Source organism: Secundilactobacillus similis DSM 23365 = JCM 2765 (assembly GCF_001311075.1).
Taxonomy (GTDB): domain Bacteria; phylum Bacillota; class Bacilli; order Lactobacillales; family Lactobacillaceae; genus Secundilactobacillus; species Secundilactobacillus similis.
This window is the reverse complement of record NZ_BBAD01000021.1, coordinates 1-15,561: the sequence shown is the minus strand read 5'-3', so window position 1 is coordinate 15,561 and position 15,561 is coordinate 1. Positions and strand designations below refer to the sequence as shown.

Annotated in this window: 13 protein-coding genes and 3 pseudogenes; 7 read left to right on the top strand and 9 right to left on the bottom strand. The window is 48.1% G+C overall.

Translation table 11 applies throughout. From position 1 onward, the window contains the following. The first annotated feature begins 2 nt into the window (after positions 1-2). The 4 genes from JCM2765_RS18060 to JCM2765_RS19020 are packed head-to-tail and all read left to right on the top strand — an operon-like array spanning position 3 to position 3,676. Complete coding sequence (locus JCM2765_RS18060; protein ID WP_156301703.1) at positions 3-1,349, top strand: mucin-binding protein; 1,347 nt, start codon at positions 3-5, stop codon at positions 1,347-1,349. After that, entirely contained in the window at positions 1,310-2,926 is a 1,617-nt protein-coding gene (locus JCM2765_RS19025) for a mucin-binding protein (RefSeq protein ID WP_369404047.1), read from the top strand. The genes JCM2765_RS18060 and JCM2765_RS19025 overlap by 40 nt, the downstream gene beginning before the upstream one ends. Beyond that, positions 2,892-3,515, top strand: coding sequence for a hypothetical protein (locus tag JCM2765_RS06630; protein ID WP_054735228.1), 624 nt, complete (start codon positions 2,892-2,894; stop codon positions 3,513-3,515). Before JCM2765_RS19025 ends, JCM2765_RS06630 begins: the two co-directional genes overlap by 35 nt. Next, a complete protein-coding gene (locus tag JCM2765_RS19020; protein WP_162231399.1) occupies positions 3,512-3,676 on the top strand; it encodes an LPXTG cell wall anchor domain-containing protein in 165 nt (54 codons plus the stop codon). Before JCM2765_RS06630 ends, JCM2765_RS19020 begins: the two co-directional genes overlap by 4 nt. Positions 3,677-3,781: 105 nt before the next feature. On the opposite strand, the gene mmuM is transcribed toward JCM2765_RS19020, so the two are convergent. Further along, complete coding sequence (gene mmuM, locus JCM2765_RS06625) at positions 3,782-4,705, bottom strand: homocysteine S-methyltransferase (RefSeq protein ID WP_054735225.1); 924 nt, start codon at positions 4,703-4,705, stop codon at positions 3,782-3,784. 155 nt (positions 4,706-4,860) lie between these two features. On the opposite strand from mmuM, the gene JCM2765_RS06620 reads away from it, so the two are divergent. After that, positions 4,861-6,240, top strand: a complete 1,380-nt coding sequence (locus JCM2765_RS06620; protein ID WP_054735222.1) for an amino acid permease — start codon at positions 4,861-4,863, stop codon at positions 6,238-6,240. A gap of 71 nt (positions 6,241-6,311) precedes the next feature. On the opposite strand, the gene JCM2765_RS19255 is transcribed toward JCM2765_RS06620, so the two are convergent. The 4 genes and pseudogenes from JCM2765_RS19255 to JCM2765_RS06610 all read right to left on the bottom strand — a co-directional run bounded on the left by JCM2765_RS19255 (position 6,312) and on the right by JCM2765_RS06610 (position 8,374). Beyond that, on the bottom strand, positions 6,312-6,704 hold the full coding sequence (locus tag JCM2765_RS19255) for a hypothetical protein (RefSeq protein ID WP_191982963.1): 393 nt from the start codon (positions 6,702-6,704) through the stop codon (positions 6,312-6,314). Beyond that, positions 6,698-6,994 carry a PAS domain-containing protein gene (locus tag JCM2765_RS19250; RefSeq protein WP_439646162.1) on the bottom strand — a complete coding sequence of 99 codons (297 nt, stop codon included), beginning with the start codon at positions 6,992-6,994 and terminating at the stop codon, positions 6,698-6,700. The genes JCM2765_RS19255 and JCM2765_RS19250 overlap by 7 nt, the downstream gene beginning before the upstream one ends. A gap of 372 nt (positions 6,995-7,366) precedes the next feature. Continuing rightward, positions 7,367-7,692, bottom strand: a pseudogene (locus tag JCM2765_RS19245) (NADPH-dependent FMN reductase); the annotation flags it as partial. A 53-nt stretch (positions 7,693-7,745) separates the two neighbouring features. Then, positions 7,746-8,374 (bottom strand): annotated as a pseudogene (locus JCM2765_RS06610) (NADPH-dependent FMN reductase). Positions 8,375-8,895: 521 nt separating this feature from the next. Between JCM2765_RS06610 and JCM2765_RS06600 the strand changes: the two are divergent. Next, the gene (locus JCM2765_RS06600; protein WP_054735216.1) at positions 8,896-10,425 is read left to right on the top strand and encodes a hypothetical protein; all 1,530 of its coding nucleotides are present in this window, start codon (positions 8,896-8,898) and stop codon (positions 10,423-10,425) included. Between the two features lie 408 nt (positions 10,426-10,833). On the opposite strand, the gene epsC is transcribed toward JCM2765_RS06600, so the two are convergent. The 4 genes and pseudogenes from epsC to JCM2765_RS06580 all read right to left on the bottom strand — a co-directional run bounded on the left by epsC (position 10,834) and on the right by JCM2765_RS06580 (position 14,637). Beyond that, on the bottom strand, positions 10,834-11,385 hold the full coding sequence (gene epsC, locus JCM2765_RS06595) for a serine O-acetyltransferase EpsC (RefSeq protein WP_054735213.1): 552 nt from the start codon (positions 11,383-11,385) through the stop codon (positions 10,834-10,836). Then, a pseudogene (locus JCM2765_RS06590) lies at positions 11,357-12,534 on the bottom strand (trans-sulfuration enzyme family protein). Before JCM2765_RS06590 ends, epsC begins: the two are co-directional and overlap by 29 nt. 192 nt (positions 12,535-12,726) lie before the next feature. After that, positions 12,727-13,638: a PLP-dependent cysteine synthase family protein gene (locus tag JCM2765_RS06585; RefSeq protein WP_054735210.1), complete on the bottom strand. Its 912-nt coding sequence runs from the start codon at positions 13,636-13,638 to the stop codon at positions 12,727-12,729. Between the two features lie 630 nt (positions 13,639-14,268). Continuing rightward, positions 14,269-14,637, bottom strand: a complete 369-nt coding sequence (locus JCM2765_RS06580) for a hypothetical protein (RefSeq protein ID WP_054735209.1) — start codon at positions 14,635-14,637, stop codon at positions 14,269-14,271. A 289-nt stretch (positions 14,638-14,926) separates the two neighbouring features. Here JCM2765_RS06580 and JCM2765_RS06575 point away from each other — a divergent pair. Then, positions 14,927-15,561: hypothetical protein (locus tag JCM2765_RS06575; RefSeq protein WP_156301700.1), on the top strand; the 635-nt coding region annotated here is incomplete at its 3' end.

The following is a 15,561-nucleotide window of genomic DNA, read 5'->3' as shown; positions in this document are numbered from 1 at the left end:
CGATGACAACTTCAAACTCAACGAGTACCGCGGCTAAAACGGCAAACATCGCGGGCGCTCCCGGTGCTTTTGATTTGTACGGGCCCGTTTCAACTATTCCTCAGGCGATTTCCTTACCGTTATCTTCAGCTGGTGATAAGTATCAAACCACGATTTACGTTTCAACCCACCTTGGTTTACCCGCATTCGTGATTCAAAACGGAGCGTTCATCGCGGACCACACCGTTTATTTAGGTCGCGCACAAGCCTCAACCCATCAGCTTACGCCAACGATTGCGGACCGCCCAACCGCCAATGGAACGTTATCCGGTACCGGTACCGGAGTCGGAAATAAGATTTTTATCAAATCCCTAGATGGCCGTAAAACGCAACTGACCGTTGTTAAAGCGGATGGTTCTTGGCAAGCTGACTTAACTGCAAGTGGCTTCCTAGCAACCGATGACCTTTACGTTATTGAAACCAACGACCTCGGTGATTTGCCCGGCGCCGCTGTCCAACCGCGTTACGCAACCGTCACTCGTGTCGTTAACGGGGTCAACGCCGTTACTAAGGAAGATTTGGGCACTTTAACCACCCAGACCCAATCCCTAGTGCAACGTGCTAAGGTCACCGCGATTGATGCCAATCAACTTCAAAATCCGGATGGTATCAAAGACGGCTCCGCAATCACCGTTGACTGGCAGCCCTTCACCAACCTTGATGGATCACCGGCTAGTTTCTCAGCAATCAGCATGGCCACCATTGCTAATCCAGATGCAGCGCATTTAATTGCCCAAACTGCAGACCTCCCCAGCATCGCCGCAGCGGCTGGCAAAACGGTGACTCAAACGGCAGTCTACTACCCAAAAATCATCACCGTTTCGGGTCAGCATACTAGTAATCCAAGCGATCCACTGACGCAGGGGTTTGCACCCATTGAAGCCGGGAACCACTTACTGGCAACGGATAACCTATCACCAGTTCTCGCAGGTGGTTTGGGTGCCGCCGACCTCTACCAAGTCATTCACCAAACGATCCACTACGTTGACGCTAAGACTCAAACCACCGTTGCACCTGACCACCACACAAACCTACCACTGTATCGGGAGGTGACGGTCAACCTCGAACAGTATTTGGCCAATCCCGCCACAGGCTTAACCTATAGCGACTGGAAACGCGTTGATATTCCATCAAGCACTACCTTTGACGCTGTCACAAGCCCAGTCGTTCCCGGATGGTGCCCGCTATGTCGAGTTACCCAGCTATCAGCTTTCAGGCTAATCAAGGTGAACAAGTCGCCACAATTGGTTACTACGCCGCTCAAGTCACTGTGTCCGCCGAACAGCCACAAGTTGCCGGTACCGCGGTGAGCACTGACTTATTGGACCCTCGCCGCTATCCGGATGGGCTAACGACTAACGACCTCAAAAAAATCGTTACCGAAACCATTCACCACCAGGACTACCAAACCAGTACCCCATTGGCACCTGATGCAACCCAAACCATCACCTTTACGCGAACCGCTTCGGTGACCTTTGAACCAGATGGATCCGCAACCGTCAAATACAGCAATTGGCTCGCTACCGATAGCGATACTTTCCCAGAACCAACTGTCTTAACGTTGCCTGGTAAAGTTGCCTTTGTAGAAAAAGTGGCCACTGAAACTGTCACGCCAACAACGCCTAATCGTGAGCGGACTATTATGTACGTTGATGCTGCTAAACTTAGTCAACAAGTTACCGTGACGACCCACTACAATCTCCCAACGCCAGAAACGGCTAAGCAGTCGGTTCAATTCTACCGAACCCTCACCCAGTCGACCGCCAATGAAACGGGTAACACCCAGTGGACGCTAACGCCGTGGACGACCGAGCCAAGTGGTATCAGTCAATCAGAATCGGATCGTCAAGCCATCGTGCCCGCGTTAACGGATCTTAAAACACCCGCTGAACACGTTGCCAACGTGGTAACCACGATTGATGGCGTAACAACTACTGGTAACGCCGATATCACTGTAACTGGCGAAATGGCAACGGTTGACCGCCAAGTGAACTACACGCGGAATGTATTTACCCCCGATTTTCCCGGTGATTACGACGTTAAGCGAACCGTTACGCAAACGATCAATTACGTTGATGGTCTGACCAAAACCCCAATCGCACAGCCTAAAACGACCACGTTGACGTTCACTAGAACGGCAACTGTCGATGACCAGCACCAAGTGACCTATACTGATTGGCAACCAGAGACAACGGCGACCTTTGCTGCCGTGCAGAGTCCCACGATTGAAGCCTTCACCACAACGACGCCAACGGTTGAGGCAACACCCGCCAATGTCGATGAACCCGCTCAAACGGTGACGGTTTACTACTATCCAACGACGGTGACCATTACTGACAATCCCATTTATCAACCCGGTAGTGTCATGAATCCTGATGACCCCAACAGTCCCAAATACCCCGCAGGCCTCGAACCGGACGCCTTAACGCGGACGGTCACACGAACGATTCACTACGTTAACGAACAAAACGAGTCGGTGGCACCTGACGTCCAGCAATCCGTAACGTTTACTAGAACTGCTTCGTATAACGTTGCCTCTAGCAACATGACGTATACCGACTGGCAACCAACCGGCGAACCTGTTTGGCAGGCTGTTAGCAGCCCCGAACTCACGGGATTACTAGCAAGTCAGGCAACCGTTGACGCAGAAACGGTCTCGATTGATACTGCCGATAGCGACATTACCGTGCAGTACCGGCCTGCAACTCCGCCAATTGATCCAACACCGGATGGTGAAGTTGATGGCGGTTCGGGAGTTGATAATGGTTCCGGAACTGGTGATGGTTCGGGCACCGACAACGGCTCCGGCACTGACAACGGCTCTGGGACCGGCGATGGCTCCGGAACTGACAATGGCTCTGAGACTGGCCGATGGCTCCGGCACTGACAACGGAACTGGGACTGACAATGGCTCCGGCACTGGTGACGATTCTGGAACTGATACTGGCTCTGGAACTGGTGATGGCTCCGGCACTGACAATGGTTCTGGTACCGACAACAGTTCTGGCACTGGCAACGGTTCCGGAACTGACAATGGCTCGGGGACCGGCAACGGTTCGGGCACCGACAACGGCTCGGGTACTGATCATGGTTCCGGTAACGGCAATGGTTCCGGTAACGGCAATGGTTCCGGTAACAGCAATGGTTCTGAGACCGGCAATGGCTCTGGAATCGGCAATGGCTCCGGGACTGATAACGGAACAGGAACTGGAACTGGAACTGATAATGGTTCTGGTATCGACAACGGTTCTGAAAATAACTCTGGCTCTGGTACTGACAGCGGTTCAGGTTCGGGCAACGGTTCCGGCACCGATAACAACGCCGGCAACAAACCCGAGACCGGTAACGGCAATAACAGCCGCCTAATCCAACGCCAACACCCCGCCCAAGCATTATCATCCCAGCGACCCCGAGTGCGACTAAAGTTAAACCGCAGTCAAAGTCCACTCGCCCAACAACTAGCCCCGTTGCTGTGAGCGCACCACATACTACTAATCAAGCAAACAGCGCCGATTCAACCGCAACCACTCTCCCACAAACCAACGACCAGTCTCAATCATCAACAACTTTCTGGGGACTACTCGGCCTCACGATTCTCGGGTGGTTCGGTTGGAAGAAACGACGTTCAACTAAGTAACATCATCTTCGACTTTCGCTAATCTAAACAGAAATCACCCAAACTAAAAAACACCATGGAAGCCCGCAACATTGAGCTTTCATGGTGTTTTTCTAATCATTCACATTAATCAGCATCCAGCACCGTCGCAACTTCAGTAATATCCGCTGGCGTCGTCCGACAACAACCGCCAATCAACGTTGCGCCTTTAGCCTGCCAAGTTGGCACTAAATCGCGAAAGGCTGGCGCATCCGCATGTGTTTCCCACGTCTTAGTCGTTGGATCATAGGTGTCACCGTTATTCGGATAAACCACGATTGGCTTTTCCGTTGCCGCGCGTACCCCTTCAACCAACGCCGTAACGTTGGTCATCGCCGTGCAGTTAACGCCGATGGCTTGAACTTGCGGATGCGCGTTAAAGTACGCCACCGCCGTTGCCAATGGCGTGCCATCACACAACTTATCCTGCCCATCAACACTGAACGACACCCAGACCGGCGTCGTTGGGAACTCAGCTTCAACCAGCGCCACTAAGGCCTTAGTTTCTTCAAAGTTCGGCTGCGTCTCCAGCGCCAATAAATCAACGCCCGCTGCAACCAACAACGACATGCGTTCCCGGTGAAAATCCTGATACTGCGCAGTCGTTAACTGGTAATCACCCGTGTATTCACTCCCGTCAGCCAAGTAAGCCCCGTAAGGCCCCACACTTCCCGCAATCAACAGCGGTGCGGTGCGTTCTGGATGAGCCGCTTGATATTCCGAACGGGCTTGTTGCGCCAATTTAACCGAAGCCGTAATTAACGTCCGGCCCTGTTCGGCACTTAACCCCGCCGCTTCAAAAGCTGGCACATTCGCCTGATAACTGTCCGTAATGGCAACATTCGCCCCAGCCTCAAAGTAACTCCGGTGCACGTCAACAACCGCCTGTGGGTTATGAATCAAGGCCATGGCGGACCATAACGCGTTATCGGTATCGACACCCCGCTTCTCCAATTCCGTCGCCATGGCGCCATCAATCACTAGTGGTTGTTGCCGGTTTAATTTGATCATTTAAAGACCACCTCTCATTAATTTAACTATTTCTCATTTCAAAATACGTGTCACACCGGGAAACCATTTTATCCCCGTTAAAATTAAAGTTGCTTAATCACGTTTTTTAATGTTATTCTAATTCTCGTGCATTTGCAATTATGGAGGAACTTTTTATGGCAGAAAAAACACATACTGAACTCGAACGGAAGATGACGTCGCGGCACCTATTTATGATTTCCCTAGGTGGCGTGATTGGCACCGGGCTGTTCTTGAGTTCTGGTTACACGATTCACGAAGCTGGTCCGATTGGCACGATTTTAGCTTACGGCATTGGCGCCGTCGTGGTTTACCTCGTCATGCTGTGTCTAGGCGAGTTGGCCGTTGCGATGCCGGAGACCGGGTCGTTCCACGTTTACGCTGACCGCTTCATCGGCCACGGTACCGGCTTTACGGTCGCCATTCTATACTGGCTAACCTGGACAGTGGCCCTCGGCTCAGAATTTACCGCCGCTGGACTCATTATGCATAAATGGTTCCCGAACTCGCCCACTTGGATCTGGAGCGCGTTGTTCATGATCGTTATTTTCACCTCTAACGCGCTGTCCGTCAAGTTCTTCGCGAACACTGAATTTTGGTTTTCGAGTATCAAAGTGGTGGCGATCATCGCCTTCATCGTGCTCGGCGCCTTAGCAATTTTCGGCGCCATCCACATTAAAGGCTACCAACACGCGCCGATGTTCACGAACTTAGTCAAAGACGGCCTGTTCCCTAACGGCTTCAAAGCGGTGTTCACCACCATGTTGACCGTTAACTTCGCCTTCTCGGGTACCGAGTTGATTGGTGTGACCGCGGGGGAAACGAAGGATCCGGAAAAGACGTTGCCCAAAGCAATTCACACCACATTATTCCGCTTGATCATCTTCTTCATCGGTAGCATTACCGTGATGTCGGCCCTGATTCCTTGGCAAAAAGCTGGCGTTGATCAAAGCCCCTTCGTCTTGGTCTTTAACAGTATCGGCTTACCGTTCGCCGGTGATCTGATGAACTTCGTGGTGCTGACGGCGATTCTGTCGGCCGCTAACTCTGGGTTGTATGCGTCAACGCGGATGCTGTGGTCGCTGGCCAATGAAGGCACCATTCCACTGAAGGTTGCCAAGACCAATAACCGTGGCGTCCCAATGTTGGCACTCTGCCTTAGTATGATTGGTGGCGTGCTGGCACTGATTTCTAGTGTCGTGGCAGCTTCCACCGTTTACCTCGTGCTCGTGTCAATTTCTGGCTTAGCGGTTGTGATCGTCTGGATGGCGATTGCCTTCTCCGAAATTCGTTTCCGGCAAGCTTGGTTGAAAGCTGGTCACACCACTGCCGAATTGAAGTTCAAGACACCTTGGTACCCGGTTGTGCCCTGGTTAGCATTTATCATGAGCTTACTGTCCTGCGTGTTGATCGTCTTTGATCCAACGCAACGGCCAGCGTTGCTGTACATGATTCCGTTCTTAGCGTTGTGCTACGCAGTTTACTATGGCAAGACGGCTTGGGAAAAACGGCATTAACTTAAGCACACTTCTATTGAGATAATAAAAATCGTGATCCTCCAATTCGGAGAACCACGATTTTTTGTTAGCTAAAATTCAAACAGTTTATGCTTCCGAAGCACCACTAGTTGCATCCGCTTCCGGTGCTTCTGGTTCTGGTGCTGGGGTTGGTGCAGCTGCTGGTGCGGCTTCAGTTGTTTCTTCTGAAGCACCACTGGTTGCATCAACTTCTGGTGCCTTCGCAGCTTCAACGGCTTCTTCAACTGAAGCGCTGGTCGTAGCATCAGTTTCGGCTGGCTTGTCGTCACCCTTGCTGAAGCGCCACTGGTTGCGTCAGTACCTGGCGTTGAGTGCTTTGAAGCACCCGTGATACCGTCTAAGCCGGTGATTGGTGAGAATGGCTTAGCGTCTGGATCCTTCACTAACTTTTGGCCGGTAGCCTTCAAGTAGTAGTCGATCACTGGCATTACGTCGATCACCAATTCGTTAACCCCACGGTAACGGCGGTTTCATCGCGCATTGCCCGGTAGTAGTGCATGACGTGTTGGTTAGGCCCTTGTTGTGCTGGCATTGAGACAACGTCGGTTTGGCCAGTCCGTAAAGCGTAGATAACTTGCTTAACGTGTTCAACAACGCGACCTGGGTGAACGCCGGCAAGTGAGGAACCCGCTTGATCTGGGGTCCGAGCAGCCAGCATTTGAGGCGCATCGGCGTTGTGGTTGTAGTAGATGAATTGGTTGTTGTCATCGGCAAAGGTCAGTTCCCCGGCCATTGAGTTCAAGAACCAGTTCAATTGGTCAACCGTCAACAACCCGCGGTCCAACTTCACGTAATCGCCACCGGAAGCAGCATGGGTCTTTTCAGCGGCCTTTTCAACCCATTCAGGATCGTTAGGGTCAACGCCTTCAACCGTGGTGTTCACTGGGTGTTTGGCTTCCATGTCTTCTTCGTGTGCGTTCTTTGGATCTGGCGCGTCCATCATATCAATCACCTTCATAAACGTCAGGAACTTCTTCAAAACGGATTCGAGGAAGCCAACGGTGCGGGCGTCCTTCAAGTCGCCGTTTTCGTCGAAGGCGCTCTTGGCGTTGCTCAATAGGAATTCGTTACCTGGCATCACAATCGCGTTAACACCGGGTGATTCCAAGATTTGTTTTAAATGCAGTTGGGCCCGTGATGACCCTTGGGTGTAGTATGACGCCCCAACGATCCAAACGGGTTTGCCGGTGAATGGGTGCAAGTTGTTGGACATCCATTCAATGACGTTCTTCATGCAGCTGGCACGGTGTGGTTGTGTTCTGGCGTTGCCAAAACCACCCCATCAGCGCCGGAGATGTGACGAGCCAAGTCTAAAACAGCTTCGTTCGTGCCGTCATCTTCGTCTTCGTTAAATTGTGGAATATCGTTGATATCTAATAGTTCAATATCAACGTCCTTTTTAAAATGCTTACTGATAAATTGCAACAACATCCGGTTATAGGATTCATCACCAATTGAACCCGCGATTCCAACTAATTTGACCATTATTTATCATCTCCTGTTAAACCATTATCCCACGAAAAGTTAGCCGCTGCGTCTTCTTTATGCAGTTGCTTTGAGTGATCCAACTGAGCGGTTAAATCAGTAAAGAGCAGGAAGTCTTGGAACAACCCGTCTAACTGCTTCACTTCAGTTTCGGCGGTTAAGTTGCCATCGGCGTCAAATGCTTGCAGGGAGTGACCCAGTAAGAATTCAGAACTTGGCATCACCGTGGCCTTGATTTCTGGGGAATCCAGAATCTGGCGCAGTTGGGATTGAGCCGTGATGCCCCCAAAGTCCCGTATGACGTCCCAACGATCATCACTGGCTTATCCATCAATGGGTGGATGCCGTATGATAACCAGGCTAAGGCACTAGCGAGCAAGGCTGGCACTGAGTGATCATATTCAGGCGTACCGATGATCACACCATCGGCTGCTTCAATCTTCTCGGCAATTTCTTGAGCCTGTTCTGGTACCGCTAATTCAGCCGTTTTCTTGAAAATTGGTAAGCCCTTCAGCTCAACAACTTCAATGGCAGCTTCTTCGGTGTACCGGTTCTTCATGTACGTTAATAACTTTCGGTTGGTCGATTTGGCGGTATTGGTCCCCACCAGCGCAACATAGTTTTTCATCGGTAGATCCACCCTTCTTAAATCGGTGCCACATCTCTCCACAATTTGACCTATCAAGGTCGCGATAGTTATCTAGAAATTGTGAAAACATCAACATGACACCCTACATTTTTATACCCCTTTATCATACCATGAATTTCGGAAACGCTTTATTAATTATTAATAAAAATTCCATTTTTTTGTTTTTTAGTTGCATTATTGGAATATTGACGGGGTTTGGGGCGAATTTGCGGTTCGGTTTTGTAACCGATTTCAACAAAAATAGATTATCCGTTATCAAAGTTTGTGCAGTAATTAAAATTGCCATCGCTTTTACCACTTTTTGGCTGACAATTGCTAAGGCATTGTTTAACCAACCCCATCGACTAAACTAACTTTTTTTATCCTCACTAGTTCATTTTCACCTTTTTACCAAACCTATTCAGCTTGTATGAAAATAATTGTTGTTTCATTGTAAATGTCAAGCTATACTGCTGATAATATCAGCCCCTAAGACACCTACTTTAAGGAGGGTAATCACGATGAAGTTAACGCTGAACATGATTGAAACTGCCACTGCCGACTTTGATTCTAACAGCGTATTTTCAAAATTAACGCCGGTTGAATTTCAACAATTATTGATTGATTACTACACTGAAAAACAAAGTGTTACCCAACTGATGACTACATATCACCTTAATCTGAACCCGACGCTACTTGTTAAAAATTTTCCGCCGATCTCACTTCAAATAACTTGTCCATTTGACAAAACACCTATGCAGGCAACGCTACCTGCAAAGTATAAGCTTGACCTAGATACCACTATTTCGTGTCCAAAATGCACGCACATCATTACAGATTTGGCATTTCCTGATTATTCAGTTGATTGTCAATGTGTCCATTGCGAACGAAAACGGCAACAAGCCCTTCAAGGTATTCAGTCCCTGCTCACTCAATCTCGCGGTAAAAAAAGAGCCGAAACCGACTTGACCACGCAAGAAGCACTCGATCTCGCCTGCGTCTTGATTGCGTTTAATAGTCATCGTTTAACCAACATCGGAACGTATCATGATCATTCAGATTCCGAAGAATTACTTGCTGCTCTCGTTAGATTACAAGACAGCCACCTCTTAGTTGCATCAGAGGATAGCCAGCCTAAAACTTTCGAATATAAGCATCATCGGTTATACGTCCATCCTCAATTTGCTAATTGGCACGTCTGGGTAGATTCACCCAATGACGACGATTTTTTACTGAATAGCCTAAAAAATCCCCAGTTAACTTATAATTCAGAAGCTGATGATTTAAGTATCATCTATCTTAAACAAGTAGAAATTGAGTTACTTCACATCTTCCAAACTGAGTTAACCGAACATCATTTTTCACTAACAGAAGAACATAACACACAATTGAAGGATACGATCGACCGTCTTTTGGCGAACTACACACCATCCCAAGTTTACACTTTCATCTGGCGTGCAGTTCGAATGGCACAAGAGGCGCGAACTAAAAACACCTGGGGAAATTACCGCTATCATCCCATCGACTATGTCGTTCGACAGGTCACGTATCTCATTCAATTTTTCTCGGAAAAACCAGACCCCGTTCCTAGTTATCGTTTTCCCAAAAGTGTTGTGCCAGAGTTAGCCACTCAACTATTTTTCGAAGATTTTCTAGGAAAGCCTAATTGGTTTTATGAACCCGTTTCACCTATGCAGGGAATTGATACTCACGATATGCCTAAACGAATGCTCAGTAGTCGTTTGGAACCAATGCTACAGCAACGAGAAACTCAGCTAACTGTTATCCCTGATTTAGTTAAAAATGCTCAATCTTACAAAATGATTGATTACGGCATTGTTGTTATTTCTGATATCTTTCCTTACCTACAACTATTTACAGATCAACTAACTGCCTATGAATACAGTCAAACGCTACCTGAACTCGATCATAATACCCTTAGTTGGTCACTCTATAACGCTGACTACTATATTACTAATTTCTATTCGCTCAAATTTTGCTATGCGCTACTTGCTGAATTGGAAAAGCAAAAGGTTCCTAAAGTCGAATAAATCGACGTTATTAAAAAGGCCACCCAGTAAATGGACTAGGTGGTCTTTTAGAGGTTATTTAGTTTGCTGCTGACCTCACTCTGTGGGGCAGAGAGCTACATTGTAAACCAGTCCTCAAATCGAGGGTTCTGGGCATTTTGCGCTTATAGAGTGCTGTCTGCTGTCGGCAATGTTCATTGCTACTACTTTGTTTTCGGCACCAGTTGGACTTTAGTTGGCAATAATCGTTGATATTGTGAAGTCTGTTGACGTTACCTCGTTCATTAGCCTGCGCCGAAACGAACTGCGCAGGGCAGAGAGTTGCACGTAAGCGACTGCCACCACAAGCCCCAAAAACCGGGACTTCTGGTGACAGTCACTTACGCTCCACTCTCTAACCGCCCTGCTCCGTTCTCTACGCTCCGTTCTCTAAAACTCCACATACTTCTTCGGCGGATAAAGCTCAATCCTAATCCGCTCCTTCTTAATCAACCGCGCCGGGTTCCCCACTGCAGTCGTATAATCAGGCACATCTTCCAGCACCACCGCCCCAGCGCCAACTTTACTGTTCTTACCAATCGTAATTGCGCCCAACAACTGAGCGTTCGCGCCAATGAATGCGCCTGATTTGACGATTGGGTGGCGGCGGCCGTGCCATACGGTGCCTCTTGCGCCAAGCGTTGCGCCGTGCAGGATGGTGACGTCATCGCCGATAATGGCGGTTGCGCCGATCACCACACCCACGCCATGGTCAATAAACACCCGCTTACCAATCACGGCGGCCGGGGCAATCGAGATGCCAGTGTGGGCCGCACTGAATCGGCTAATGAGACCGGCCAGCACGTAACGGTGATGATAGGATAACCAGTGGGCGATGCGGTGCCAAAATAACGCGTGGACGCCCGGATACGTTAACACAATTTCCAGCAAGCTATGGGCCGCTGGGTCACGCTTAAGAATGGCGCGCGCTGTTTGCCACATTGTCATTGCTCCTTTGAACGCTCATGAAGCCGCGGTCTAAGTCCGCCAATAAATCCTTAGTTTCTTCGATGCCGACTGACAAACGAATGAGCTCGTCCTTGATACCGTTCTTCAAGCGAATCTCACGTGGAATGGCACCGTGGTCATCAACGCTGGAATTTCAATCAAGCTTTCAAGCGCGCCCAAGCTTTCAGCCAAGGTCACCAACTGCAAGTTTTCCACGAACTTCTTGGGATCCAAACCGGGTTGCAGTTCGAAGGAGATCATTGCGCCAAAGCCGTTCATCTGCTTCTTGGCCACTTCGTAATCGGGGTTGTTCGGATCACCTGGGTAGTAGATCTTCGAAACGGCGGGTTGGTCGCTGAGGTAGTTGAAGACCTTCTCGGCATTGTTCAAGTGCGCCTTCATCCGCACAGCCAACGTCTTCATCCCCCGTTGCAACAACCAGCTTTCCTGTGGTGCCAAGATGCCGCCGATAGCATTTTGCAAATACCCAATCTTATCGCCCAACTCGCGGTCCTTGGTGACGACGACCCCGGCAATCACGTCGGAGTGGCCCCCCAGGTATTTGGATGCACTATGCAACACGATGTCCACGCCCTGTTCCAGTGGGCGTTGCACGTATGGCGAGGCGAAGGTGTTGTCGATGATGCTCAGCACGTTGTGGGCCTTGGCGATGTTGGCCACCGCTTCAATGTCGGTCACGCGGAGCAATGGGTTGGTTGGCGTTTCCAAGTAGATTGCTTTTGTAGCAGGCGTAATCGCAGCTTCTACAGCATCCAAATCCCGGGTATCCACCACGGTGAAGGTCATGCCAAAGCGCTTCAGCACGGCATCAATCAAGCGGAAGGTGCCACCGTAAACGTCGTTGCCGATCACAAAATGGTCACCGGCAGAAAACAGGGAGAACACCGTGTCGATGGCGGCGGAACCGGACGCGAAGGCGAACCCTTGCGTGCCACCCTCCAAGTCCGCAATCAACGCTTCAACGGCTTCCCGAGTGGGGTTGCCGGAGCGAGAGTACTCGTACTTGCTTTCGCCAATCTTCTTCTGATGGAACGTCGATGCCATGTAAATCGGCACTGAAACGGCCCCCGTTGCTGCGTCTTCGCTGATACCGCCGTGGATTAACTTCGTTTCAAATTTCATAGTTGATAGCCTCTTTTTTAGTTTTTTAATTGCGTTAAATTTAACGCTAGCTCATTACTGTTACCGAGCTGAAACGTGCGCCACAAGGCAAAAGGTTGCATGTAAGGGGCAGTAAGTAAAACTCCCCAAAGCCCAGGCAGTTTCACTTACTGCCCCTTACACACCACCTTCTGACCGCCTTGCTCTGCACTCTTATACTTCATAGACATGTTCACTCATGTAACGCTCACTACTATCGGGAAATACCGTCACGATCCGGCTATTCTCCGGCAAGCTTTCTGCCAGCTTCAAGCTAGCCGCCAACGCTGCCCCGCTAGAACTCCCAATGAACAAGCCCTGTTCAGCCGCCATCTTACGCACCTGCGCAAAAGCATCGGCATCCGGAATCGTCATCGTCTCATCAATGGTCACCTTGTCGAAGAATGGCGGAATGAATTCCACGCCGATACCTTCAGTACGGTGCGCATGCGCCGGCCCACCGTTGAGAATCGAGCCTTCAGGTTCAACAACGATTGCCTTCGTATCAGGATTCTGTTCTTTCAAATACTGCGCAATCCCAGCAAAGGTGCCGCCGCTACCAGCCCCGGCCACAAACGCGGTGATTGGCTGACCTAAATCCTCAATCAACTCCGGTGCCAACGTGTGGTAGTAGGCCGCCGGATTAGCGGGATTTTCAAACTGCATCGGCACGTAACTGTTTGGTGTTTGAGCTTCCAGCTCCCGAGCCTTTTTGATGGCGCCCTTGATGCCGTCCTCGGATGGCGTGTTGATCAACTTAGCGCCCAGCGCCTTCATCAACGTTTGCTTTTCGTAGCTGAACTTTTCCGGTACCACCAAAATCGATGGTAAATGATGTTGCTGTGCGGCTAACGCAACGCCGATGCCAGTGTTACCAGCGGTTGGTTCGATGATGGTGGTCGTGGCGTTGATCTTTCCCTTGTCGATGCCATCTTGAATCAGGTACTGTCCCAGCCGATCCTTGATGCTGCCGCCGGGATTGAACATCTCCAGCTTGGCGTAAATGTGACTGTGGTTTGGCACATCGATTTGTAGGTCGATCAACGGCGTGTGGCCGATAAGTTGTTCAACAGATTGAATTAACATGGTAGTCTCCTCTTCTTAACTAAAACTGGTAAAACTTCGATTTAATTTGGAGGTAACTAGAAATCTAGCTATTTTAACCGTAGACGACACCCGTTCACATGGTGTTCCATTTCTAAAATTAAAGTAACAAAAAAGGGCCCGGAATTCATCTAGAATTCGCGTGCCCTTGGTCCAAGTTCCACCAGGAAACATGGACTTTTTAGGTTCCTAACCCTCATAAAAGTCAATGCTAACAGGCCGAACATCGCCAAACACGCGACATCCGACAACAGATATTTTTAACATTGAGCATTGATTGAGTAGTCATTATGGAACCTCCCTTTTAGTTGATGAGGCTAATATACCTTTTGTGAGATTAATTGTCAAATGGTTTTCTCATTTTTGTGGTGGGTGATAGGTGGGGGCTATCGGGTGGGGATGGTGGTAGTTCTGGGTTTTAATGTAACTTGCTACCGTGAGAAATTCAAAGTGAATTGCATTTTATAATCACTTCATGGCATCGCTATGAACCCGATGAAGGCACCTGTGGTTACCTAATTGAACTAAATATTCTGTCGCTTATTAGTACTTACATGTAGACGATAAAATTAAACTCTGGTCAACTGATGCCCACACCAGTAATCAATGGTTTCACAGATATTCATACGTTAGCATCAGCAAAAAGTATTGCTGGGTTTCTTCGCAGAAATAGAGCATGAAGCGTTCTCCCCCATATTCTTCAATTTCTTCTCGTAGAAAGTCATCGTCACCTAGTTCGTAAAATAAGTCTTGCTTTGAGTTGAATACGCCAGCATAGAGAACGTGATGTGTTTTTTTCGTTAGCCATTGTTGCAGGGCTTCTAGGGTACTAATTTCACTCCAACCGTTAGCTGGTAATAGGTCTCCGCCAACTATGCGTACTTTTTTAACAATATCAAGACTGCTTGGATAAATTTCACAATCTAAGCCATACGCTTCGCTTATGTCACTCTCATTTGGATGATAACTCAATATCGGCATAGTCTAATTTTCTCCGTTAATTTATAGGATATTATCAACTATTATTGTAACAGGATCATCTCAGCTATTCTCTTCACATCTGCTTAAAAAACAATCTTTCCTTAGTGTTTGAACGGATAATTTATATCACTTAATTACTTTTACGAATTGACAGCTTAATTACCAAATAGCATCTTTAAACACTATATGTTGATATCGAACGTATTTTCGGCCATAATAGTAGTGCTAGTTTCATGTATAGCACTTTCTCGTTATTCGTTCTTGTCACTTTATATAAGGAGGGTTTTATTTGTTTCGATTAAAAAGTACCCGGTCTCTTTTAGTCAGAAGTAATTATCTTCGTACTCCATCCAGTAATAATGAAATTCGCGAAGCTTTGAAATACGATGATTACGCTACACGATTGTCCGCATCTCAAAACAAACTATTGAAAAATAATGTTGTTTCCTGGATTTCACAATGTAGAAATGAATGGGAATTATATGACCACAACAGTATTATTAGGCTTTCAAAATCTGAAAAAATCACCTGCGATCTTTGTAATACTAAACTTAGAACTACAAAAGTTCACATAAAAAACACTCTAACCGGGGAGAGTTTATGGATAGGAACTGACTGTGCTCAAGCAATGCTCAATAATGAGGAACACGCACAATTAGCCTATACACCTGAAGAACAACGTTATTTAGAAAAATTTTTCAGTGACAACCCTACTATCGAACATTTTTATAAAAAACGCCCTTCGCTAACTTCGGAGTTCATACTCCCAAGTGACTTTTTGGCAGAAGAAAAGAAATTAATAACTATAATCAGAACTCAAATTTCGCGTAAAATAGTGAAGGGATTACCATCTACAAAGATTAATGAAATTAATTCTAAAATCGCTGATATTTCTTCAAAAATTAATAGTTTCAATGCTCAAGT